The sequence below is a fragment of the Nocardioides sp. Leaf374 genome (assembly GCF_916862475.1).
GTDB lineage: Bacteria > Actinomycetota > Actinomycetes > Propionibacteriales > Nocardioidaceae > Nocardioides > Nocardioides kribbensis.
Genome location: NZ_CAKASO010000021.1, coordinates 1 through 22073 on the forward strand (window position 1 = coordinate 1; position 22073 = coordinate 22073).

At 74.2% G+C, this 22073-nt stretch carries 16 protein-coding genes; 9 read left to right on the forward strand and 7 right to left on the reverse strand.

Annotated features, from left to right (window positions below):
• The coding region (locus tag LPA27_RS10925; RefSeq protein WP_228942447.1) for a hypothetical protein at window positions 1-924 on the reverse strand (924 nt) is incomplete at its 3' end.
• A gap of 145 nt (window positions 925-1069) precedes the next feature.
• On the opposite strand from LPA27_RS10925, the gene LPA27_RS10930 reads away from it, so the two are divergent.
• Genes LPA27_RS10930 through LPA27_RS10940 form a run of 3 tightly spaced genes read left to right on the forward strand, consistent with a single transcriptional unit; the run spans window position 1070 to window position 6428 of the window.
• Window positions 1070-2005 (forward strand): sulfotransferase family protein, encoded by a 936-nt coding sequence (locus LPA27_RS10930; protein ID WP_228942448.1) that lies wholly within the window; start codon window positions 1070-1072, stop codon window positions 2003-2005.
• A 10-nt stretch (window positions 2006-2015) separates the two neighbouring features.
• Entirely contained in the window at window positions 2016-2891 is an 876-nt protein-coding gene (locus tag LPA27_RS10935) for a sulfotransferase family protein (RefSeq protein WP_228942449.1), read from the forward strand.
• A gap of 39 nt (window positions 2892-2930) precedes the next feature.
• A complete protein-coding gene (locus tag LPA27_RS10940; RefSeq protein WP_228942450.1) occupies window positions 2931-6428 on the forward strand; it encodes an Ig-like domain-containing protein in 3498 nt (1165 codons plus the stop codon).
• Between the two features lie 1136 nt (window positions 6429-7564).
• Here LPA27_RS10940 and LPA27_RS10945 read toward each other — a convergent pair.
• Both LPA27_RS10945 and LPA27_RS10950 read right to left on the reverse strand, forming a co-directional pair.
• Complete coding sequence (locus tag LPA27_RS10945) at window positions 7565-8440, reverse strand: sugar transferase (protein ID WP_228942451.1); 876 nt, start codon at window positions 8438-8440, stop codon at window positions 7565-7567.
• A 115-nt stretch (window positions 8441-8555) separates the two neighbouring features.
• Window positions 8556-9212 (reverse strand): response regulator transcription factor, encoded by a 657-nt coding sequence (locus LPA27_RS10950; protein WP_228942452.1) that lies wholly within the window; start codon window positions 9210-9212, stop codon window positions 8556-8558.
• A 353-nt stretch (window positions 9213-9565) separates the two neighbouring features.
• Between LPA27_RS10950 and LPA27_RS10955 the strand changes: the two genes are divergently transcribed.
• Window positions 9566-10237, forward strand: coding sequence for a response regulator transcription factor (locus LPA27_RS10955; protein ID WP_162242272.1), 672 nt, complete (start codon window positions 9566-9568; stop codon window positions 10235-10237).
• An 18-nt stretch (window positions 10238-10255) separates the two neighbouring features.
• Here LPA27_RS10955 and LPA27_RS10960 read toward each other — a convergent pair whose 3' ends face one another.
• The gene (locus tag LPA27_RS10960) at window positions 10256-12004 is read right to left on the reverse strand and encodes a GAF domain-containing sensor histidine kinase (RefSeq protein WP_228942453.1); all 1749 of its coding nucleotides are present in this window, start codon (window positions 12002-12004) and stop codon (window positions 10256-10258) included.
• Between the two features lie 148 nt (window positions 12005-12152).
• Here LPA27_RS10960 and LPA27_RS10965 point away from each other — a divergent pair, with 148 nt between their 5' ends.
• Window positions 12153-12806 (forward strand): response regulator, encoded by a 654-nt coding sequence (locus LPA27_RS10965; protein ID WP_056903812.1) that lies wholly within the window; start codon window positions 12153-12155, stop codon window positions 12804-12806.
• A 40-nt stretch (window positions 12807-12846) separates the two neighbouring features.
• Here LPA27_RS10965 and LPA27_RS10970 read toward each other — a convergent pair whose 3' ends face one another.
• Complete coding sequence (locus LPA27_RS10970) at window positions 12847-14490, reverse strand: ABC-F family ATP-binding cassette domain-containing protein (protein ID WP_228942454.1); 1644 nt, start codon at window positions 14488-14490, stop codon at window positions 12847-12849.
• Between the two features lie 127 nt (window positions 14491-14617).
• Between LPA27_RS10970 and zwf the strand changes: the two genes are divergently transcribed.
• The 4 genes from zwf to LPA27_RS10990 all read left to right on the forward strand — a co-directional run bounded on the left by zwf (window position 14618) and on the right by LPA27_RS10990 (window position 19848).
• Window positions 14618-16045: a glucose-6-phosphate dehydrogenase gene (gene zwf, locus LPA27_RS10975; protein ID WP_228942455.1), complete on the forward strand. Its 1428-nt coding sequence runs from the start codon at window positions 14618-14620 to the stop codon at window positions 16043-16045.
• A complete protein-coding gene (locus LPA27_RS10980; RefSeq protein WP_082500221.1) occupies window positions 16038-17882 on the forward strand; it encodes a glycoside hydrolase family 15 protein in 1845 nt (614 codons plus the stop codon). The genes zwf and LPA27_RS10980 overlap by 8 nt, the downstream gene beginning before the upstream one ends.
• Window positions 17883-18122: 240 nt before the next feature.
• Window positions 18123-18707 carry a TMEM165/GDT1 family protein gene (locus tag LPA27_RS10985; protein WP_056903815.1) on the forward strand — a complete coding sequence of 195 codons (585 nt, stop codon included), beginning with the start codon at window positions 18123-18125 and terminating at the stop codon, window positions 18705-18707.
• A 154-nt stretch (window positions 18708-18861) separates the two neighbouring features.
• Window positions 18862-19848, forward strand: a complete 987-nt coding sequence (locus tag LPA27_RS10990) for a hypothetical protein (protein WP_228942456.1) — start codon at window positions 18862-18864, stop codon at window positions 19846-19848.
• Between the two features lie 71 nt (window positions 19849-19919).
• Here LPA27_RS10990 and LPA27_RS10995 read toward each other — a convergent pair whose 3' ends face one another.
• Window positions 19920-21521, reverse strand: a complete 1602-nt coding sequence (locus tag LPA27_RS10995) for an MXAN_6640 family putative metalloprotease (RefSeq protein ID WP_228942457.1) — start codon at window positions 21519-21521, stop codon at window positions 19920-19922.
• Between the two features lie 84 nt (window positions 21522-21605).
• Window positions 21606-22055 carry an adenylyltransferase/cytidyltransferase family protein gene (locus LPA27_RS11000; RefSeq protein ID WP_228942458.1) on the reverse strand — a complete coding sequence of 150 codons (450 nt, stop codon included), beginning with the start codon at window positions 22053-22055 and terminating at the stop codon, window positions 21606-21608.
• Between the last annotated feature and the right edge of the window lie 18 nt (window positions 22056-22073).

Here is a 22073-nt window from a genome sequence, read left to right on the forward strand (position 1 = left end):
GTGGGTGCGCGGTCGGTCGCGCAGCAGTCCCGCGGCCAGCACGACGGCCGCGGCCAGCGCCAGGCCGCCGACGGCGCCCGTCACCCCGGCGCGCACGAGCAGGGTGCGGCGGCTCTCGGTGACGGGGTCGCCGACGTCGAGGGTCTCGGGCTGCACGGCGGCGTCCTGGCGCACCAGCACGGCGTCGAGCTCGGCACGGGCGTCGGCGCGCAGGGCGCGGGAGCGCTCGACCTCGTCCTGCACCGGCTCGTAGCGGTCGACGGCGGTGCCGATCCGGGCCAGGTCGGCCTCGGCGCGGTCCATGGCCTCCTGGAGCGCGGCGGCCCCTGCGCCGCCCACCGTGCCGTTGGCCAGGCCGGTGGTCAGCGCGACCCGCAGCTGGGTCGCCTCGCTCTCCTTGGCGCGGTAGGCCTCGATCGGCAGCAGCAGCCCCGAGCGCTCGGTGAGCCCCTCGCGGCGCTCGAGCGCGTCGGCGTAGCGGGCGTCGGCGCGGTCGAGCCGGGCCTGGGCGATGCCCACGGGCGCGACGTAGAGCTCCTGGGCCGTGCTGCGCACGAGGGCCTCGACGACGGCCGCGACGTCGGTGCCCGGCGGGGTGCGCACCTCGACGTCGAGGAGGTTCGAGGTGCCGACGCGCTCGGCGGTGACGTCGCGGTCGACGACCAGCTCGACGCCGACGGCGTCGCCGGCGTCCTGCACCGCGGTCTCCGAGACCAGCGCCGAGCGGAAGGCCTCGACGGCCTGGGCCACGGCCGAGGCGCTGGTGTCGGTCTCGGGCACGACCACGGCCACGGTGGCCAGCGAGGTCGCGCGCGGGGAGTCGTCGGCGTGCACCCCCACCCACAGCGCGGCGCAGAGCACGGGGAGGACGACGAGGAGCCACCGGGCGCGGCCGGCGGCGGTGAGGAGCTCGGTCAGCTGCATGGCGCCGAACCTAGGCAGCGATCAGCGTCCCCGACCCCGCCCCGACGGGCCGTCACCACTCTTGGGGACGTGCCCGCCGGGCCCCGCTGCACGGGGTCGCGGCTCGCTTGACTCCGAGGGTCAGAACGTCCACCCGAGGAGCCCCATGACGTCGTACGCCGCAGCCCGGCCGACCCGTCCGGCCCGGCCCGACGACCGCGGTGACGCGGGGCCGCTGTTCGTGCTGGGCGCGCCGCGCTCGGGCACGAGCCTGGTCTACCGCGCGCTGGCCCTGCACCCGCGCGCGGGCTGGGTCAGCAACTACCACCGCCGGCTCCCGGCCCTGCCGGAGCTGGGGGCCCTGGGCCGCGTGGCCCGCCTCGCGCCCGAGCGGCGCCGCGCGGTGTGGTTCGGCCCCGGGGGCGACGACGCCTACCGCTACGCCTCGCGCCGCAGCCTCGCCGAGCGGTTCTTCCCGCAGCCGGTGGAGGGCGAGCCGGTGTTCGTGCGCCGCGGCGCCCTGCCCGGCGCCGCCCCCGGCGACCCCGCCGTCGACGTCGCGGGCCTCGTGCGCGACCTGGAGCGGCTGCGCCGCAGCGCCGGCGCCGCGGTGGTGGTCTCCAAGCGCATCGACCACAACCGCCGGGTGCCGCTGCTGGCCGAGGCCTTCCCGCGGGCGCGCTTCGTGGTCGTGACGCGCGACGGCCGTGCCGTCACGCGCTCGCTGACCGGCGTGGACTGGTGGCCCGACCTGGAGCTGTGGTGGGACGGCGGGGCGCGGGTGCTCGACCGGGTGGCGCAGGGCGCCGACCCCGCCGAGCTGGCCGCGCGCCACTGGCTCCACGAGACCGAGGCCCTCGACGCGGGGCTGGCCGGGCTCGCCCCGGGCCGCGTGCGCCACGTGGGCTACGAGGAGCTGGTCCGCGACCCCGTCGCGGTCCTCGGCGCGACCGCCCGCTTCGCCGGGCTGGGCGAGGACGGTGCGTGGGCCGCGGAGCTGCGCCGGCTGAGCTACCCCGACCGCAACCGCTCGACACGCGAGGTGCCGGTGGGCGTGGCCCGCATCCTCGCGCCGTCGCTGGCCCGTCACGGCTACCGGTGAGGGGCCGACGGTGAGGGCGAGGCCGGTCTTCGTGCTCGGCACGGGGCGCTGCGGGTCGACACTGGTGCACGAGGTGCTGGCGCGCCACGAGGACACCGGCTTCGTGACCAACCTCGACGACCTCGGCGTGCTGCGCAGCCGCCGTGTCCACAACGTCGCCTGGCGGCGCCTGCCCGCCGGGGTGACCCGCAAGGGCGGGGCGCGCTTCGCGCCGAGCGAGGCCTACCGGCTGCTGGCCCGCGAGGTGTCCCCGCTGCTCGTCGACCCCGCGCGCGACCTCACCGCCGCCGACGCCACCCCGTGGCTGCGGCGGCGGCTGGTCGACCTGGTGGAGGACCGGGCCGAGGCGCTGGGCGCCCCGGTCTTCCTGCACAAGCTCACCGGCTGGCCGCGCGCCGGCCTGCTGCTGGAGTGCTTCCCCGACGCCCTGGTCGTCGAGGTCGTGCGCGACGGTCGGGCGGTGGCCAGCTCGTGGCTGCAGATGCCGTGGTGGGACGGCCACCGCGGCGCCGGCCGGCTGCTCTTCGGCCCGCTGCGCCCCGACCTGCACGAGCTGTGGCGCGAGCACGGTGAGAGCTTCCCGGTGCTCGCGGGCCTGGCCTGGCGCTCGCTGATGGAGGCCTACGACGACGCGCGCGCCCTCGCACCGGCCGGGTCCTGGATCCGGGTGCGGCACGAGGACGTCGTCGCCGACCCGCGCGGCACGCTCGGCGCCGTGCTCGACCACGCGGGACTGGCGCCGAGCCGGTCCTTCGAGCGGGGACTGGCCCGCCACCACTTCGACCCGGCCCGCTCGGAGGCCTTCCGCGACGACCTCGCCACCGGGGACGTCGCGGCCCTGGACAAGGTGCTGGACGCCCAGCTCCTCGCCCTCGGCTACCGCTGACACCCCGGCGCCGCGGCGTCCCTCGCACCAGGAGCAACCATGACCGACCCGTCCGAGACCCGACCGCGCGCTGCGCGCCGTACGCCGGGGCGGCGCAGCCGCCTGCGCGTCGCCGCCGCCCGCCTCCTGCTCGCCCTCACCGTGGCGCTCGCCCCGGCCCTGCTGGTCGTGACGACGACCGGCTCGACCGCCGACGCCGCGGTGGCCTCGGGCCAGCAGCCCCGCTTCCTGCGCTCCATCGGCGGCCAGGGCCGCCCGGGCGTCTTCGCCTGGGGCGTGCAGTACAACCCCGTGACCGAGGAGGTGCTGGTCGGCGACTACCTCAACTTCTCGGTGCGCCGCTACGACAAACAGGGCAACCCGCTGGGCGACTTCTACCGGCCGAACCCGCTGGGCCAGCCCTACAGCATCGCCACCGACCCCACCGACGGGGCGGTCTACGTCGCGGAGCTCAAGGACAACCCGCTCACCGCCGCGATCGCCAAGTACGACAAGGCGGGCAACTTCCTCTACACCGCCGACGCCAGCCTGAGCTCCTCGACCGGCAACCGCTTCCGTGCCTTCTACCCCGTCTGGATGACGGTGGAGGAGGACACCGGGGACGTGTGGGTGCTCGACAGCCACTACCAGAACCTGTCGGTGACCGCGAACACCCTCGACGAGGCCAACCCGCCGCGCCTGCTGCACCTGCACTTCAACGACGCCACCCAGACCGTCGACGAGCTCGGCTCGTGGGCCATCACGCCGCCCGGCACGTCGGAGACCAACCAGGCGCGCGTCTACGGCATCGACATCACCGACGACGACCAGGTCTACATGACCGACGCCTTCAACCGCCGGGCCTACGTCTACGGACGCGACGGCACCTACCTGTCGACCTTCGCCACCACCCAGACCGGCGGCGACAACCGCAGCATCACCGTCGACGACGCCTCGGGGCGGGTCTACCTCGTCGACGCGGAGAACTCCGACATCGACGTCTTCCGCCGCGACGGGTCCTACGTCGGGAGCTTCGGCGGGGAGGGGGAGGGACCGGGCCAGTTCTCCGGCGGCGGGCGCCAGGTCGACGTCGACGACGAGGGCAACGTCTGGGTCGGTGACTTCGGGGGCTTCGAGGTCGAGAAGTACACCTCCGGCGGCACCCCGCTGCTGCGGGCCCCGAGCCCATCGCGGCGACCTCCCGTGGGCATGCTCGCGCAGCCGCGCGACGTGTCGGTCGACGACGCCACCGGCGACGTGTGGGTGGCCGACGCCTGGGCCCAGCGCTTCCAGCGTTTCAGCTCCACCGGCGCCTCCCTCGGCGCCTGGGGCCGTCGTGGACCGGGCGGTGCCTTCGACATGAACTACCCGCGCCACATCGCGGTGCAGCCGCCGACGGCCACCACGCCGAAGCGGCTGTGGGTGGTCAACGAGCGTGGCCACCACCTCCAGGTCTACAACGCCCCGACCACCGCCGGCGGCAGCCCGACCTACGTGCGCCAGGTCGGCCAGATCGGCTCCGACGACACCGACAACGGCCACTTCCGCTGGCCCGGAGACGTGGAGTTCTACACCCGACCCGACGGCCGGCAGGTGGCGATCATCACCGACCGGATGGCCGCCAGCGTCAAGATCCTCGACGCCGTCACCTTCGCCGAGCTCGACGCCAGCCCGACCGTCGACGACCCCGACGCCAACTTCATCCCGGTCACCGCGAGCGGCACAGCGGTCGACCCCTCCACCGGCACGATCTACATCGGCTCGGGGACGCGGGTGCGCACCTACGACCAGGCCGGCAACGCACTGGCCACCTTCGGCGCCTCGGGCACGGCGCTCGGCCAGTTCCGCGACATCGCCGACCTCACCTTCTGCGGCGGCCAGGTCCACATCGTCGACGAGCAGGCCGCCAAGGTCACCGTCATGAACCCCGACGGCACCTTCGTGACCCGGTGGGGCTCCACCTACGGCCAGGACCCCTACTCCTTCCGGGGCCCGGCCGGCGTCGACTGCGACGGCCAGGGCCGGGTCTACGTCGCCGACTCCGGCAACGACCGGATCCAGGTCTACGACACGGCCGCCGCGCGCACCTACGAGTCGACCGCGCCCTCGGCCCCGGTGGTGAGCGCCCCGGCCCAGAGCAGCGTGCTGCCGCTGGCCTCGGTCACCCTCACCGGCACCGCCGCCGACAACCAGTCGGTCGGCAACGTCGAGCTGTCGGTGCAGGACGCCGACACCGGGCTCTACTGGAACTCCTCCGACGCCAGCTGGGACGCCGCCCCGACGTGGTCGATCGCCTCGTGGACCTCGAGCGCCGCGCCCGCGACCTCGGCGTCGTGGCGCTTCGTCTTCCCCGGGGTCGGCGCCCGTGGCCGCTACCTGGCCACCGTGCGGACCCTGGACCACAACGGCAACGTCAACGCCGGGTCCGCGGTCGTGCGCTCCTTCGCCATGACCGGCGCCACCCCGCCGCCGCTGCCGCCGCCCACCACCAACGACACCACGCGCCCCGACGGCACGCTGACCTTCCCCGCCCCACCGCCGGCCCCCGCCGCGGCGCTGCCGCTGGGCACGGTGCGCTTCGCCGGCGCCGCGACCGACAACGTCGGCGTCGCCGGCGTGCGCCTGGCCCTCAAGGACAACGCGACCGGGCGCTGGTGGAGCGGGAGCGGGTCGACCGGCTTCTCCACGGGGTACACGTCGTGGCCCGCGACGCTGGACGCGCCCGGTGCGACGAGCACCGGCTGGTCGTGGGAGTGGACGCCACGGGCGGCCGGCTCCTACACGATCACCGTGGAGGCCCGCGACGCCGCCGGGCTCATCGACGGCTCCCGGCCCTCGGTGCCCTTCACCGTGACCACGGAGGCGCCCGACACCGTCGCCCCCGACACCACGATCACCTCCCCGGAGGCGGGGGCGAGCCTGCCCAGCGGCAACGTCGCGCTGAGCGGCACCGCCACCGACGACCGTGCGGTGGCGGGCGTGCGCCTCGTCATCACCGACGGCTCCGGCCGCTCGTGGAACGGCACCGCCTTCACCACCGCGCCGGCCACCGTGGCCGCGACCCTGACGGGCTCGGGCACCCCGTCGGCCACCTGGGGCTACACGCTGCCGGGAGCGCCGGCCGGGTCCTACGCCGTCACCGCGACCGCGACCGACGCGTCGGGCACGCCCGACGCCGACCCGGCCACCCGTTCCTTCACGCTGAGCGGGGCACCCGACACGACCGCACCGGTGGCACGGGTGCTCGCACCCGCCGCCACCAACGCCACCGCGTCGATGCCGTCGGTGGTGCTCTCGGGTGACGCCACCGACGCCGTCGGGGTCACCTCGGTGCGCGTCGCGGTGCAGGACACGGTCAGCAAGCTGTGGTGGAACGGCAGCGGCTGGGGTCCCTACACGACCGTCGCCGCCGGGGTCTCGCCCGGCGTGCCGACGGCCACCTGGGCCTACACCTTCGCCCCGCCCGCGGCGGGCCGCTACGGCTACCAGGTGACCGCGGCCGACGGGGCCGGCAACGTCTCCGCCCGCACGGCCTGGCGCACGGTGACCCTCCAATGACCCCCAGTGACCCCCAGTGACCCGCAGTGACCCCTAGAGGGCGCTCCGACGACGCTCCCGTCGCCGCTGGCGCTCCGCCGACGCTCCTGTGGCCGCCGGCGGTTCGCCGGTGACCCGGGCCGCCTGCCGGGCCCGCTCACCGGCCTGACCGCCCGCCCCCGACCCGGGCCCACCCCTCTGGGGGGAGGGGGGTCACCCGACGACGACGCCCCACCCCGCTCACGCAGCGGGGTGGGGCGTCGTCGTTCCCGGGCCCGTCGGCGCCGTCGGAGGATCGATCCAGCGGTGCCAGCCGCCCGGCTCGGCGCGGTGCCCGCGGGTGCGGCCGGCGTCGCACCGCGCGACGGTGCCCGCGCTGACGGCGCCACGTCGGTCGGTCCACGCTCGTGGCCTCGCAGGCCCTCCTGGGTGATCGGACGTCGGGTCGACGGAGGACCGCTAGCGACCAGCGACCAGCGACCAGCGACCAGCGACCAGCGACCGGGCGGACCAGCGATCGGCGACCGGCCGGCCGCCGGCGGCCGGCGGCCGGCGGCCGGCGGCCGGCGGCCGGCGGCACCAGGGTGCCGGTGGCGTCGAGGTGCCGGTGGCGTCGGCGCCGTCGTGGGCTCGCGTGTCCTCGGCGGGCCAAGGCGCTTCTGGGTTGAACGAACGTTCGATCAACCCAGGACCGTCAGCGGGCAGCTGTTGGCGGCACCGTGGTGTCGGTGGGTCGGTGGTGTCGTGGCTGTTCGTGGGGCTGCGTGTCCTGGGCGGGCCGAGGTCCTTCTGGGTTGAACGAACGTTCGATCAACCCAGGACTGCCAGCGGGCAGCTGCTCGCGGCACCGTGGTGTCGGTGGTGTCGTGGCTGTTCGTGGGGCTGCGTGTCCTGGGCGGGCCGAGGCCCTTCTGGGTTGAACGAACGTTCGATCAACCCAGGACCGTTGCCGGGCATGGGGTGGGGCAGGGGGCGGGGCAGGCGGGGGAGGGGTGTCGGTGGGGGCGTCGCCCGGGAAGTTGGTGTCCGGCGCCCGGAGCGGGTCGGGGCACTGCCGGTGTGGACGAGCCTCCGGTCGACCCGGGCCCGCCCCGGGACCGCCGACCGCCGACCACTCCGCACCCGAGCGGGTGGCGGCCTTGGCGCGTGCGCGCGCGTCAGTAGGCGCCGCGGCGGCCGACGACGGCGCCGAGGGTGCGCAGGAGGATCGAGGCCTCCAGGCGCAGCGACCACTGGTCGACGTAGGTCAGGTCGAGTCGGACGCTGTCGTCCCACGACAGGTCGGAGCGGCCCGAGACCTGCCACAGGCCGGTCAGCCCGGGCTTCACCCGCAGACGTCGTCGCGTCCGCTCGTCGTAGGCCTCCACCTCCGAGGGCAGCGCGGGCCGCGGTCCGACGAGGGCCATGTCCCCGCGCACGACGTTCCACAGCTGGGGCAGCTCGTCGAGCGACCAGCGCCGCAGCACGGCACCGACCCGGGTGACGCGGGGGTCGCGGCGCATCTTGAAGAGCACCCCGTTGCCCTCGTCGAGGTGGGCGACGGCCTCCAGGCGCAGCTCGGCCGCGACCTCCATCGAGCGCAGCTTCAGCATGATGAAGGGACGCTCCCCGCGCCCCACCCGCACCTGGCGGAAGAGCGCGGGGCCGGCCGAGTCCATCCGCACGGCGACCACGAGCCCCAGCAGCAGCGGCAGCACGCCCAGCAGCAGCAGCAGCGCGGCCGCGCGACCTGCGAGGTTGCAGGCCGCCCGGCAGGCCCGGGTGGCCTGTGAACCGAGCCACCGCTCCCCGGCGGCCAGGTCGGCGGCCAGGTCGGCACCGAGGTCGGCCACCAGCTCGGGCAGACCCTCGGGCACCAGGTCGACCAGTCCCACGTCGACCAGACCCACGTCGACCAGACCCACGTCGACCAGACCCACGTCGACCAGACCCACGTCGACCAGACCACCGTCCCCCGCCACGTCGACCCGGGCGAGCTCCGCCCTCGGTGACCCGGGCTCGGGCCCGGCGTGCTCCAGCTCGATGCTCGACATCTGCTACCCCCTCGAGTCGCCCTCACGGGCCGCTCATCGCGCTCCACGCTAGGGAGGGCTCTGGGGGCGGGCATCCCGCAAATACGGCACAAATACGGGCCGCCCCGACGCCGGCTCAGCCCACGGCGGAGTACCACCCGACACGGTGGGCGATGCCGACCGCGGAGAGCTGAGAGGAGACCCCGAGCTTGGCCAGGATCGACTTCACCTGGGTGCGCACCGTGGCCTCGGAGACCACCGACTCGCGGGCGATGTCGCGCACCAGCGAGCCGCGCATCAGCCCCTGGAGCACCTCCTGCTCGCGCGTCGTCAGCAGCTCGAGACGCCGGCGGAGGTCCTCGTGGTCGTGACGCTGCTCCTGCCACAGGCGCAGCAGCTCCTCGCGCTCGCTGACCTGCAGCACGGGCAGCCCGTGGTGCAGTCGCCGCACGACGGCGAGCAGGTCGTTGAGCGGCCGGGTCTTGCTCACGACCTGCCGCGCACCGAGCCGGACGCACTCCCCCCACGTGGCGCGGTCGGGCGAGGACGTGACGACGACGACCGGCGTGCCGGTCGCGGCGATGGTGCGCACGACGCGGGCCGCCTGGCCCAGCGGCCCCGGGTCGAGCCCGATGAGCACCATCCGCGGACGCAGCCGCGCCAGGGTGCTCGACAGCTGCCCGGGCGCGCCGGCGACGTCGTCCAGGCGCACCCGGCGCGCGTCGTAGCCCTCCACCCCGAGCGCGAGCTCGAGCGACTCGGCGAACAGGACGTGGTTCTCGATGATCAGCACGCGGAACCCACTCCGCGGCACGACAGACTGACTCACTGGGCCCCCCTCCAGCAGCCGGCACCACGCGGGCTCTCCCGGTGCGTGCGACTGGTCGGAGCCTAGGAACGGCCCTCAGGGTCCTCACAGGGACTTAGGTCCCTACCCAAGCTTGACGAGTCGACCGGTCGGTCCGCCGGGCGGCTGCGCCTGCGCGTGCCCAATAGTCAGGATGCGGGGGTGCGACGTCTCACCGGCGACCCGTCCACACCCCACTGTGGGCCCGTGACCTGCACAGACGCCGTCGTCTGCCCCACGAGACCCGCCGGCCCGGCCGGCTCCGCCGCCCCGCCCCGCTGCCGGGGAGGCGGGCAGTGGTGACGCCCTTCGTCGCGGAGGCGACGTCGCGCCCCGCCCCGTCGCGGCCGGGGGTGCTGGTCGTCGCCGACGAGGGTCTCGTGGCGGAGACGGTGGCCTCGGCGCTGCGTCGGCGCGGCTTCCTCACCGAGCACGTCGTGCTCGGGTCCGCCGCCGAGCACGGCCGGCCCGACGTCGTGCTCGTGGTGGCCGACGTGGGCAGTCCGCGGCGCCTCGGCGCCCTGCGCACCGCCGTCGCCGGCGTCGGCACGCCCTGGGTCCTGGTGACGACGACCGAGCGCGGCCCGTGGTGGGGCGCGGCTCTCGAGGCGGGCGCCAGCGAGGTCGTGGAGTGCACGTCGTCGCTGCGCGAGGTCGACCTCGCCCTGCGGCTGGCAGCGGCCGGGCACCGGTCGGTGGAGCCGCAGACGGTGGCCGAGCTGGTGGCCGCCTGGTCGCGGGTCAGGCGGGAGCGGACGTCGGTCGAGCGGCGCATCGCTCAGCTCTCGCCGCGCGAGCTGGAGGTGCTCGACTCCCTCTTCGCCGGCACCAGCGTGGCCGAGATCGCCGTCGCCGCCGGGGTGTCGGAGGCGACCGTGCGCACCCAGGTGCGCGCGGTGCTGCGCAAGCTCCACGTGCGCTCGCAGCTGGCCGCGGTGGCGCTCTACGCCGCGGTCCTGGAGGACTCGTGAGACGGCGTCGGGAGTGCCTCAGAGGGGCACCGACCACCGCACCACGACACCACCGGCCGCGGCCTGCGGGTCGCCGGGCGCCCCGCCCTGGACCGGGGCCGCGCCGCCCGCGCCGTCGTCGCGGGGCACCACCTCCGCGGTCATCGACCCGCCTCGCCTCCGTGCGCGCTCGGCCATGTTGGACAGGCCGCTCCGCTCGGCGCGGGGCGTGAGGTCGACGGCCCCGCTGCCGTCGTCGGCGACCTCGACGACGAGCCACCCCTCGCGCACCGCGACGTGCACGTGCGCGGTGCCGGCGCGCCCGTGCCGCACGGCGTTGGCGAGGCTCTCGCGCACCACCGCGGCCACGTCCTGGGCCAGCGACTCCTGGGTCACGTGCTCGACCGGGCCGGCGAAGGTCGTCGCCGGGGGCACGGCGAAGCCGACCGTCGTGCCGACGACCTCGGCCACCCGCCCGCGCAGCGAGGTGGGGCGGGAGGTGGCCCCCAGCGAGAAGATGCTCTGCCGGATCTGGCTGATGGCCGCGTTGACCTCCTCGTTCATGAGGGCGATGCGGTCGGCCACCGGCCCCGGGCCGATCTGGAGCACGACGGCGTCGAGCCCGAGCCCCGCGGCGAAGAGGCGCTGGATCACGTGGTCGTGGAGGTCGCGGGCGATGCGCTGCCGGTCCTCCACCAGACCCAGGCGCTCGCGGGTGGCGCGGACCTCGGCCTGGGCCAGCACGACCCCGAGCTGGGCGGCGAAGGCCTCGGCCATCTCGATGTCGCGGCCCAGGAACCCGCCCTCGCCCCGCTCCCGGGCCAGCACGAGCGCCGCGACCCCGCGGTCCTCGATGACGAAGGGCACCGCGAGGGCGTGGCCGAGCTCGCCCATGCCGCGGTAGCCGTGCGGCTGCAGCTGGTCGACGCCGTCGGTGGCCGCGGCGACCCCGGAGGTCACCGCCTTGCCGGCGAGGGTGCCGCACGTGGGCAGCACCAGGCCGATCGACGCCTCGGCCGCCAGCCCCACCGCGTGGGTCGTCACGAGGGTGGCCGGGTCGTCACCGGGCGCGGTCACCGCGGCCACCGCGGCCCCGGCCAGGTCGCGGGCGCCGGTGAGCAGGGCGGTGACCTCCTCGCCCTCCTGCACCGACAGGTCACGGGAGGCCTGGGCCAGCACGGAGGACCACTGCTCGCGGTAGGCCAGGTCGTCGAAGAGCCGGGCGTTGGTCATGGCGATGCCCGCGGTGACGGCGAGGGCGTGCACGAGCTCCTCGTCGTCGGCGGTGAAGGTGCCGGTGCGCTTGGCGGTGAGGTAGAGCGTGCCGAGCAGCTGCTGGCGAGGACGGATCGGCACCACGAGCAGCCCGCCCTCCGGCTCGTGCAGCTCGGGCGTGCCGCACGAGCAGTGCGGGGCGCAGGCCGCGACCAGGCCGTGGGGGTGGCCGGTGGCCATCACGTCGGAGAGCAGCCGCTGGCGGTCCACGGCCCCGCCCAGGGAGCCGGTCACTCCCTCGTCGACCGCGTGGTGCACGAAGTCCTCGAGCTCGCCGTCGTCGTCCCACACCACGAGCCAGGCGTAGCGGGCGTCGACCAGCTCGGCGGCGACCGAGCACACCCGGCGTCGCACGGTGGGCAGGTCGAGCGCCGTGACGAGGTCGTGGTTGGCGCGCACGAGCGACTTGAGCCGGTCCCGCGCGCCGATCAGCTCCCCGGCGCGGTCGACCAGCTGCAGCAGCAGCGAGTCGAAGCCGAGTGCCGGCACCTCGTCGTTGTCGTCGCGATCCATCCGTCCCCCGGCCGTGGACCGCCATCATGCACCGCGGGAGAGGACCTGTGTCGGGACTTTGGTCCCTGGTCGATCGCTGTCGTCGCGGTCACACTGTGTGGCGGGAGCACCACATGCCCGTTCTCGGCCGACCTGAGGGGGGATCGCCGTGACCACACTGTTTCTGCTCGACGACCACGAGCTCGTACGACGGGGCCTGCACGACCTGCTGGAGAGCGTCGAGGGCTACTCCGTCGTGGGGGAGGCCGGCAGCGCCGCCACCGCGATGGCGCGCATCCCGGCGCTGAGACCCGACGTGGCCATCCTCGACGCCCGGCTGCCCGACGGCACCGGCATCGAGGTCTGCCGTCACGTGCGCGCGGTCGACCCGAGCATCGCCTGCCTGATGCTGACCTCCTACGACGACGCCGAGGCGCTCTACTCCGCCGTGCACGCCGGGGCTGCGGGCTACGTCCTCAAGCAGGTCACCGGCACCGAGCTGCTCGACGCGGTGGCCGTGCTGGCCGCGGGCGGCACGCTCATCGACCCCGCCCTGGTGCGCCGGGCCGCGGAGCGCACACCGGCGCCGCGGCGCGAGGTGCCGGCCGAGCTGCGGACGCTGACGGCGCAGGAGCGTCGGATCCTCGACCTGATCGCCGAGGGCCTCACCAACCGCCAGATCGGCGACCGCATGTTCCTGGCCGAGAAGACGGTGAAGAACTACGTCTCCAACGTGCTGGCCAAGCTGGGCCTGCAGCGACGGGCGCAGGCGGCCCTCCTGGCCAACCGGCTGCTGGACGACCGCCCCCAACGCGTGGGCTGAGCCCTCTCCGGCCCTGTCTCAGCCCTGATCCCGTCCCGGCTCAGCCCAGCACCGAGGTGACGACGCCTGCCTCGACCTCCCAGCGTCGGTCCAGCCGCACGGCATCGAGCAGGCGTCGGTCGTGGGTGACCAGCAGCAGCGCCCCGGTGTAGGACTCCAGCGCCTGCTCCAGCTGCTCGATGGCCGGCAGGTCGAGGTGGTTGGTGGGCTCGTCGAGCACCAGCAGGTTGACCCCGCGCGCCTGGAGCAGCGCGAGTGCGGCCCGGGTGCGCTCGCCGGGGGAGAGACGCCCCACCCGGCTGCTGACCTGGTCGGCCTTGAGGCCGAACTTGGCCAGCAGCGTGCGCACCTCGGCCTGGCTCCACTGCGGCACCAGCGCCTCGAACGCCGCTCCGAGCGGCTGGTCCTCGGCCAGGCCGGAGCGTGCCTGGTCGATCTCGCCGACCGCCACGCTCGCGCCCAACGAGGAGCGGCCGGAGTCGGGCTGGTCGTGGCCGAGCAGCAGGCGCAGCAGCGTGGTCTTGCCCGCGCCGTTGGGCCCGGTGATGCCGATGCGGTCGCCGGCGTCGACCTGGAGCGTGACCGGTCCGAGGCGGAAGTCGCCGAGGGTGCGGGTCGCGGCGTCGAGGCTGGCGACGACGGCGCTGGACCGGGGCGCGGCGGCGATCTCGAGCTGGAGCACCCACTCCTTGCGCGGCTCCTCCACCTCGTCGAGACGGGCGATGCGCGACTCCATCTGCCGCACCTTCTGCGCCTGCTTCTCCGAGGACTCCGACTGGGCGCGGCGACGGATCTTGTCGTTGTCGGGGCTCTTGCGCAGGGCGTTGCGCACCCCCTGGCTGCTCCACTCTCGCTGGGTGCGGGCGCGGGCCACGAGGTCGGCCTTGGTCGAGGCGAACTCCTCGTAGGCCTCGCGGGCGTGGCGCCGGGCGACGGCCCGCTCCTCGAGGAAGGCGTCGTAGCCGCCGTCGTAGACCGCCACCTGGTGCTGGGCCAGGTCGAGCTCCACGACGCGGGTCACGCAGCGCGCCAGGAACTCCCGGTCGTGGGAGACCAGCACGACCCCGGCCCGCAGCCCCCGCACGAAGCCCTCGAGCCGTTCGAGGCCCGCCAGGTCGAGGTCGTTGGTGGGCTCGTCGAGGAGCACCACGTCGAAGCGGCTCAGCAGCAGGACGGCGAGCGCGACCCGTGCGGCCTGTCCGCCCGACAGGGCGGTCATCGGGGTGTCGGCGCCGAGGACGAGTCCGAGGTCGGCCAGCACCGCCCCGGTGCGGTCCTCGAGGTCGGCCGCGCCGCTGGCCATCCAGTGGTCGAAGGCGGCGGCGTAGGCGTCGTCGGCCCCGGGCGCCTGCGCGCCCAGGTCGGCCGCGGTGGCCTCCATCCGCTCGGTCGCCGCCGCCGCGCCCGTGCGTCGCGCGAGGTAGGCGCCCACGCTCTCCCCGGGCACGCGCTCGTGCTCCTGGGGCAGCCAGCCCACGAACGCGTCCGACGGCGCGGTCGAGACCGAGCCGGCGAGGGGGGCGTCGTGACCCGCCAGCAGGCGCAGCAGCGTCGACTTGCCGGCGCCGTTGGCACCGACGACCCCCACCACGTCGCCCGGCGCCACGGTGAGGTCGAGGCCCTCGAAGAGCGTGCGGTGGGCGTGGCCCCCGGCCAGGTCCTTGGCGACGAGGGTTGCGCTCACCCGGGGAGCCTAGCCAGCGGCCGACCGGTCGGTGGCGCGGGCCTGGTCACCCCTACAGGTGGGCTGGTAGTCCTGACCCCGTGGCGCACACGACCGCGCCCACGAACCCGTCCACGAAAGGTCCACCGTGACGTCTCGACCCGACTCCGCCGGCGAGCACCTGCCGCCGCACGTGATGGTGCTCTTCGGTGCCACCGGAGACCTGGCGGCCCGCAAGCTCTTCCCCGGCTTCTACCGCCTCGCCGAGGACGGCCGCCTCCCGGCCGACTTCCGCCTCATCGGCAGCGGTCGGCACTCCCCGGGCAGCGACGAGGAGTTCCGCGACCGCGTGCGCCAGGGGCTCGAGGACGTCGTCGAGCACCCCGACGCCGAGATCCTCGACGACCTGGTCTCGCGGGTGAGCTTCCAGACCTCCAACGCCGACGACGGCTCCGACCTCGCCGCTGTGGTGCGCCGTGCCGAGGAGGAGCTCGACGCCGACGTCGAGGACGTGCGCCGCCTGATCTACCTCTCGGTGCCCCCCGGCGCCATGCAGGGCATGATCGCCATGCTCGGTCGCGAGCGGCTCACCGAGCGGGCCCGCCTGGTCATCGAGAAGCCCTTCGGGCTGGACCTCGAGACGGCCCGCGAGCTCGACGCCAGCCTCAAGGAGGTCGTCGACGAGGACCAGGTCTTCCGCATCGACCACTTCCTGGGCAAGGAGGCCGTGCAGAACATCCTCGCCCTGCGCTTCGCCAACGGGCTCTTCGAGCCGGCGTGGAACCACGAGACCGTCTCCTCGGTGCAGATCGACGTGCCCGAGGCGCTCGGCCTCGAGGGCCGAGGCAGCTTCTACGAGTCCACCGGGGCGCTGCGGGACATGGTCTCGACCCACCTCAGCCAGCTGCTCGGCTTCGTCGCCCTGGAGGACCCCGTCGACTTCGACGCCGGCACCCTGCGCGACGCCAAGTCCGCGGTCTTCGCCGCCATGCGGCCCCTCGACCCCGAGCGCGTGGTCTACGGACAGTTCGAGGGCTACCGCGACGAGGACGACGTCGCCGACGACTCCGAGGTGGAGACCTTCGTGGCCATCGAGGCCTTCGTCGACAACGACCGGTGGCGCGGCGTGCCGTTCTACCTGCGCACCGGCAAGGCGCTGGCCGAGGGCAGGCGCACGATCACGCTGCGGCTGCGCACGCCCGCCACCAAGATCTTCTCCAACCAGGCCGGCTGCAACGACCTGGTGCTCGAGCTCACCGACGACCCCAAGATCACCGTGGAGCTCCAGGCCAAGAAGCCCGGACCCGACATGGAGCTCGTCGAGGCCCGGCTGCGTCTCGACCTGGTCGACGACGTCCCCGACGGCGATCCCCTCGAGGCCTACGAGCGGCTGCTGCTCGACGTGCTGCGCGGCGACCAGACCCTCTTCACCCGCTCCGACGAGGTCGACCGGCTGTGGCAGGTCGTGCAGCCGGTGCTCGACAACCCGCCGTCGGTGCAGCCCTACGAGAAGGGCTCGTGGGGCCCGCAGGCCGCGCTCGACCTGCCGCAGGGCGGGTGGCGGCTCGGTGGCTGAGGTGCCCCACGGCGGCGGCCCGGCCGACGCCGAGGGGTTCGTCGCCATCTCCGACCACGGGCTGATCGGCGACCTGCGCTCCTGCGCGCTGGTCGGCACCGACGCCACGATCGACTGGTTCTGTCCGCGCCGCTTCGACTCGGCCAGCGTCTTCGGGGCCCTGCTCGACCCCGGCGAGGGCGGCGCGTGGCGCATGGAGCCCGTCGACGGGGCGACGACGACCCACCAGTTCTACCTCCCCGATTCCACGATCCTCGTCACCCGCTTCCTCACCGAGCAGGGCGTCACCGAGGTGCACGACTTCATGCCGGTCGTCCGGCCGCACGACCCCGACCACCGCCAGCGCGTGGTGCGCCGGGTGGCGTGCGTGCGGGGAGCCACGCGCATCCGGATGGAGATGGCGCCCCGCTTCGACTACGGCCGGGTCGTGCCGGAGGTCGAGGAGACCGACGGGGGAGTCCTGCTGACCGGCGCCGACCTGCGCCTCGGCGTCACCTCCACCGCCCCGCTCACCACCGACGAGGGGTGCGTGCGGGCCGACCTCACGCTCGAGGGAGGCGAGGAGGCGCTCTTCGTGCTCCACGTGCTCGACGACGACCAGGACCTCCCGACGGGCGACTGCGACGACACCGCCGCGCTCTTCGACGCCACCGCCCGCTTCTGGCGCGACTGGCTCTCCCAGTCCACCTACACCGGCCGGTGGCGCGAGATGGTCGACCGCTCCGCGCTGACCCTCAAGCTGCTGACCCACGAGCCCACCGGGGCGATCATCGCCGCCCCGACGACCAGCCTGCCGGAGAAGATCGGGGGCGAGCGCAACTGGGACTACCGCTACGTGTGGATCCGCGACGCCGCCTTCAGCCTCTACGCCCTGCTCCGCCTCGGCTTCACCGACGAGGCCGGCGCGTTCATGGGCTGGCTCTCCGACCGGCTGCGCCGCGACGACGACGGCGACGACGAGCTCGGCCCGCTGCGCGTGCTCTACGACATCGACGGCGAGGTGCCGGTGGAGGAGCACGAGCTCGACCACCTGCGCGGGCACCTCGACTCCCGGCCGGTGCGGGTGGGCAACGCCGCCGTGGGTCAGCTCCAGCTCGACATCTACGGCGAGCTCATCGACTCGGTCTACCTCTACAACAAGTACGGCACGGGCATCAGCTACGACGCCTGGACCGACCTGACGCGTGCCCTGACCTGGCTGATGGACAACTGGGAGCGCGACGACGCCGGCATGTGGGAGATCCGCGACGACCCCCAGGCCCACACGACCTCACGGCTGATGTCGTGGGTCGCCATCGAGCGGATGATGCGCATCGCCCGCCAGCGCGGGCTGCCCGGCGACCTCGCCGGCTGGGGCGAGGTCCGTGACCGCATCTTCACCCGGATCATGGAGCACAGCTGGGATCCCGAGGTCGGGGCCTTCATGCAGTCGGAGGGCTCCGACACCCTCGACGCGGGGGTGCTGCTCATGCCGATGGTGAAGTTCGTGGCCCCGGACGACCCCCGGTTCGTGTCCACCCTGGCCGAGGTCGAGCGCCGCCTGGTCTCCGACAGCCTGGTCTTCCGCTACGACCTCGACGCCACCAGCGACGGCGTCGACGGCGACGAGGGCACCTTCTCGCTCTGCTCGTTCTGGTACGTCGAGGCGCTCACGCGGCTCGGTCGCATCGACGAGGCGCGGCTGGCGCTGGAGAAGATGTTCACCTACGCCAACCACCTCGGTCTGTACGCCGAGCAGGTCGGGCTGGCCGGCAACCAGCAGGGCAACTTCCCGCAGGCCTTCACCCACCTGTCGCTCATCAGTGCCGCGCTCAACCTCGACCGCAGCCTGGGGTGAGCCGATTCGTGCCCGCGGGGCCGCAGCGACTAGGCTCGGTCACCGAAAGGGAGTAGTCCCCAACAGCTGCGTCGACACACTGCCCCGCCTCGCGGCGGGACCGGTGCAGCGGGCCAGCCGGCGAGAGCCGGCGGGCGGACGAGACTTTCGACCAGTGCCACGACCCGTCAACCGGTCGCGCCTGGTCGAAGGCGCGTCCGGCTCCCTGGCGCTTCCTCGGCCCGGCGCGGAGAGGAACCCATGGAAGCCTTCCTGATCAGCACCGCCGTCATCTTCGTCGCCGAGCTCGGCGACAAGTCCCAGCTGATGGCGATGACCTTCGCCGCGCGTTACCGCGCGCGCGACGTCCTCATCGGCATCACCGTCGCCACGGCCATCGTCCACCTGGCGTCGGTGGGCATCGGCTACTTCATCGGCGACGCCTTCGCCGAGTACCAGGACACCATCGCCATCGTCGCCGGTGTGGCCTTCCTCGGCTTCGCGCTGTGGACCCTGCGTGGCGACGAGCTCACCGCGGAGGAGGCCGACAAGGCGCGCACGAGCCAGGGCGCGGCGATCCTCGCGGTGGGCGTGGCGTTCTTCCTCGCCGAGCTCGGCGACAAGACCATGCTGGCCACCATCACCCTGGCCACGCGCGAGGGCTGGTTCGGCACCTGGATCGGCAGCACGCTGGGCATGGTGGCGGCCGACGCGCTGGCCATCGTGGTCGGCGCCATGCTCGGCAAGAAGCTGCCGGAGAAGGCCATCACCTACGGCGCCGCCGCTGCCTTCGCCGTCTTCGGGTTCCTGCTGATCGCCGAGGGGGCCGGTCTCGTCGGCGCCTGATCGCGACCGGCTTCCGGTCCGTGCCGCGCAGCGGTCCGGACCACCCGGCGCCACCTGTGCGAAAACGCCACGGACGCGGCCCCGCGTCCACTAGCGTCGTCCTGTCCCTCGGGGGGTGGGGCAACGCGTCATCACCGTCGATGAGGAGAGCCCGGTGTCACCACGTCTACGCGCCGCGATCGCGCGTCGCAGGCTCGACCTGCACCTGGGCTACGGCGCGCTCGCGCTGGGAGCCCTGGCCTTCGTGTGCGTGCTGGTGACCTCGCTGGTCATCACGCAGGTCGCGCCCACCCTGGTCGCCCCGACCGCCGCCGGGCCCGAGCAGGAGGTCATCGGCGCCGAGGTGCTGCGGCCCCTCGACGCCCCGGTCACGCCGTCGGCCCCGGTCGGGGACGACGACGCCCCGCGCGAGCCTGCGCGGGGCGACCGCTCCGGTGCCCCGTCCGCGGGCGCGGGGGGCTCCGACCGCAGCGCCCCCGAGTCCGAGGCGGGGTCCGAGGCAGGGTCGGTCACCGGGTCCGCCACCGGATCCGATGTCGGGACCGGAGTGACGGGCGCCGGCGCCGAGCCGGCCGCCCCCGCGACCGACCAGCCCGCCGACGACGGCACCGACCCGGTCCGGTCCCCGCAGCAGGCGATCGGGGCGGAGGCCGGCACCGGAGCCCAGCCCGCCCAGCCCGCCCAGCCCGACGGCGGCCAGCCCGTCCCGGGCAACGGCAACGCCAACGGCAACGGCAACGGCCCGTCCACCTCGCCGGGTGACAACGGCAACGGTCCGTCGGCCTCCCCGGGCAACGGCAACGGCAACGGCAACGGGGGGATCAGCCCCGGCAAGGGCCACGGCGTCGTGTCGGTGATCGTCGACCCCGTGGTCGAGGTGATCGTCGACGAGGTCGACGACGTGGACGGCGACGACGGGCTCGACCCGGTCGTCGACCCGGTGCTCGGCGGGCTGCCCGACGTCGTCGACGAGGTCACCGACGTGGTGGACGCCCTCGAGCCCGACCCGGCTCCTGTCGAGGCCGAGCCGGAGCCGGCCCCCGAGACGGAGCCGGCCCCCGAGACCGAGTCCGAGGACGCACCCGCGCCGGGATCCGACGACGCGCTCCAGCCCGACGCCGCGGTGCTCGGGCGCTCCTGACCCGGCACCCCGGCCCGCACGCACGAAGGTCCCCTCCCGAGGGAGGGGGCCTTCGTGCGTCGCGAGGTCGGTCAGCGGGACTTCTTGTAGACCTTCACGCTCACGCGGAACTTCTTGCCCTCGTCGCGCGGGGTGCCGCCGCAGGAGTAGATGCTGCCGCCGCCGCAGTCGGCGAAGCGGGTGGAGGCGTTGACGGTGGAGACCACGGCCTCGCGCACCTTCGTCGCGGAGAACGGGAAGACCACGCTGCCGCGACCGTCGCGGTTGAGCCGGATCGCCTTCTCCACCCAGGCGCCACGGGTGTTCTTGACCGTCAGGTAGGCAGCCGGTGAGGTCCTGCCCGCAGGGCCGTCGACGGTGATCTTCGCGCGCCACCGGCCCGACTCCAGCGAGCCGCCCGGCACCGCCGCGAAGTTGCGCGCCGCGAGGTGGTTGAGGGTCGCCACGCCGGAGGCGGTGCGCTGGTCCTCGGTGAGCTTCCAGGTCTTGCCGATCTTCGCCGAGGGCCAGCTCCCGCCCTCGGGGTAGAAGCGCCCGGGGGCGACGTTGGCGCCGACGTAGCGGTTGTAGACGGCGCGGAAGCCGCCCCGGCTGCCCAGGACCCGGGTCAGCGCCTTGGTGGAGTAGGTACGGCCCGCGCCCTTGAACTGGCCGGCGCCGTTCCACACCTTGCGCACGATGCCGGCGCCGTAGCGGACGGTGAGGTACTCCCACCAGGTCCAGTTGCCGTACTGCTGGAAGTTGGAGACGCCCGAGACGTCCATCGAGTAGCCGGGGCGCTGCACCTGGCTGGCGACGAGGTAGCTGCGGTTGTCGTTGACGTCGTCGGCGAAGCGCTCCTCGATCCACGTCGCGGTCGACTCCTTGAACCAGCGGTCGTCGAGGTAGTCGTAGCCGAACTGGATGGCGTGGAAGAACTCGTGGGCGGCCGTGACCCGCAGGCTGTCGCGCGGGGGCGCGGAGAACTGGTCGCGGGAGAAGTCGTTGTCGAGCACGCAGAAGCCGGTGGCCAGGCGCGGCTTGCTCTTGCGGACGTACTCCGGGGCGCAGTAGCCGTAGAGACCCTGGCTGCCGACGTCGGCGAGGTAGACGTCGAACTTGCCGTTGCCGCCGTTGTTGCGGCCCTTCACGAAGCCGTCGCTGACGGGCTTGCGGTAGCCGAGCTTGCCGACCTCGAAGCGCCACACCTTGTTGAGCAGGGCGAGGTTGCGGTTGACCCAGGTCATGCCGGGCGGGGCGTCGGCGGTGGTCGGCACCCAGTGCAGGCAGAAGTTGCCGGCGCACTTCTTCTTCGAGCGCACGGTGTAGCCGTCGCCGTAGACGTCGCCCGCGCCGTCGGTGGGGCGGGCGAGCAGGGCCTCGGCGGCGGTGCGCTCGGGGCCCCTGAGGTGGTCGAGGCGGGCGAAGAGGTCGGTCAGCGCCAGGGTCGCGTCGACCCGCTGGACGCCGTCGGAGGGGGCGGCGTCGGAGGGGGCGGCGTCGCCGGTGACCAGGTCGCTGGCGGTGGCGAGCGCGGCTCGGGCCTTCACAGCGGTCGCGTCGCGGTCGGCGGAGGCCACGCCCGCCGTGGCGGCGCGGGGCGCCGTCGCGGTGGAGGTGGTGGCCGAGACGGCGGGCGCGGCGGTGAGGGCCGTGCTCAGCGCCACCACGGCGGCGGCGAGGGTACGGCGCATGGGGGAGTCCTCATCAGGTCGGGGAACGGGCCCGGTCAGCCTGCCCCGTGACGAGCGCTGGGCAAACCCGACGCGCTGGTCGCCTCAGGAGGTGCCGGAGATCTTCTCGATCAGCGCGGTCGTGGAGATCGCCGGGGTGCGGGGGAGGTAGACGACCTCGCAGACGTCGCGGAACTCGTCGAAGCGTCCGGCCCAGTCGTCGCCCATCACGAGCACGTCGGCGCCGTAGCGCACGATGTAGTCGCGCTTGAGCTCGAGGCTCTCCTCGAGGAAGACCTCGTCGACCGGCTTGAGGGCGGCCACGATGGCCAGCCGCTCGCCCTCGCTGAAGACCGGCTCGCGACCCTTCTTGCGCAGGTTCAGCGCGTCGGCGGAGACGCCGACCACGAGCCGGTCCCCGAGACCCGCGGCCCGCTCGATGACCCGCAGGTGGCCGACGTGGAAGACGTCGAAGGTGCCGAAGGTGATCACCGTGCGCGGGCGCTCGTCGTGCGGGGCCACGGTGCTGGTGGCGGTCTCGTGGTGCGCGGGCATGGGCGGCAGTCTCGCACC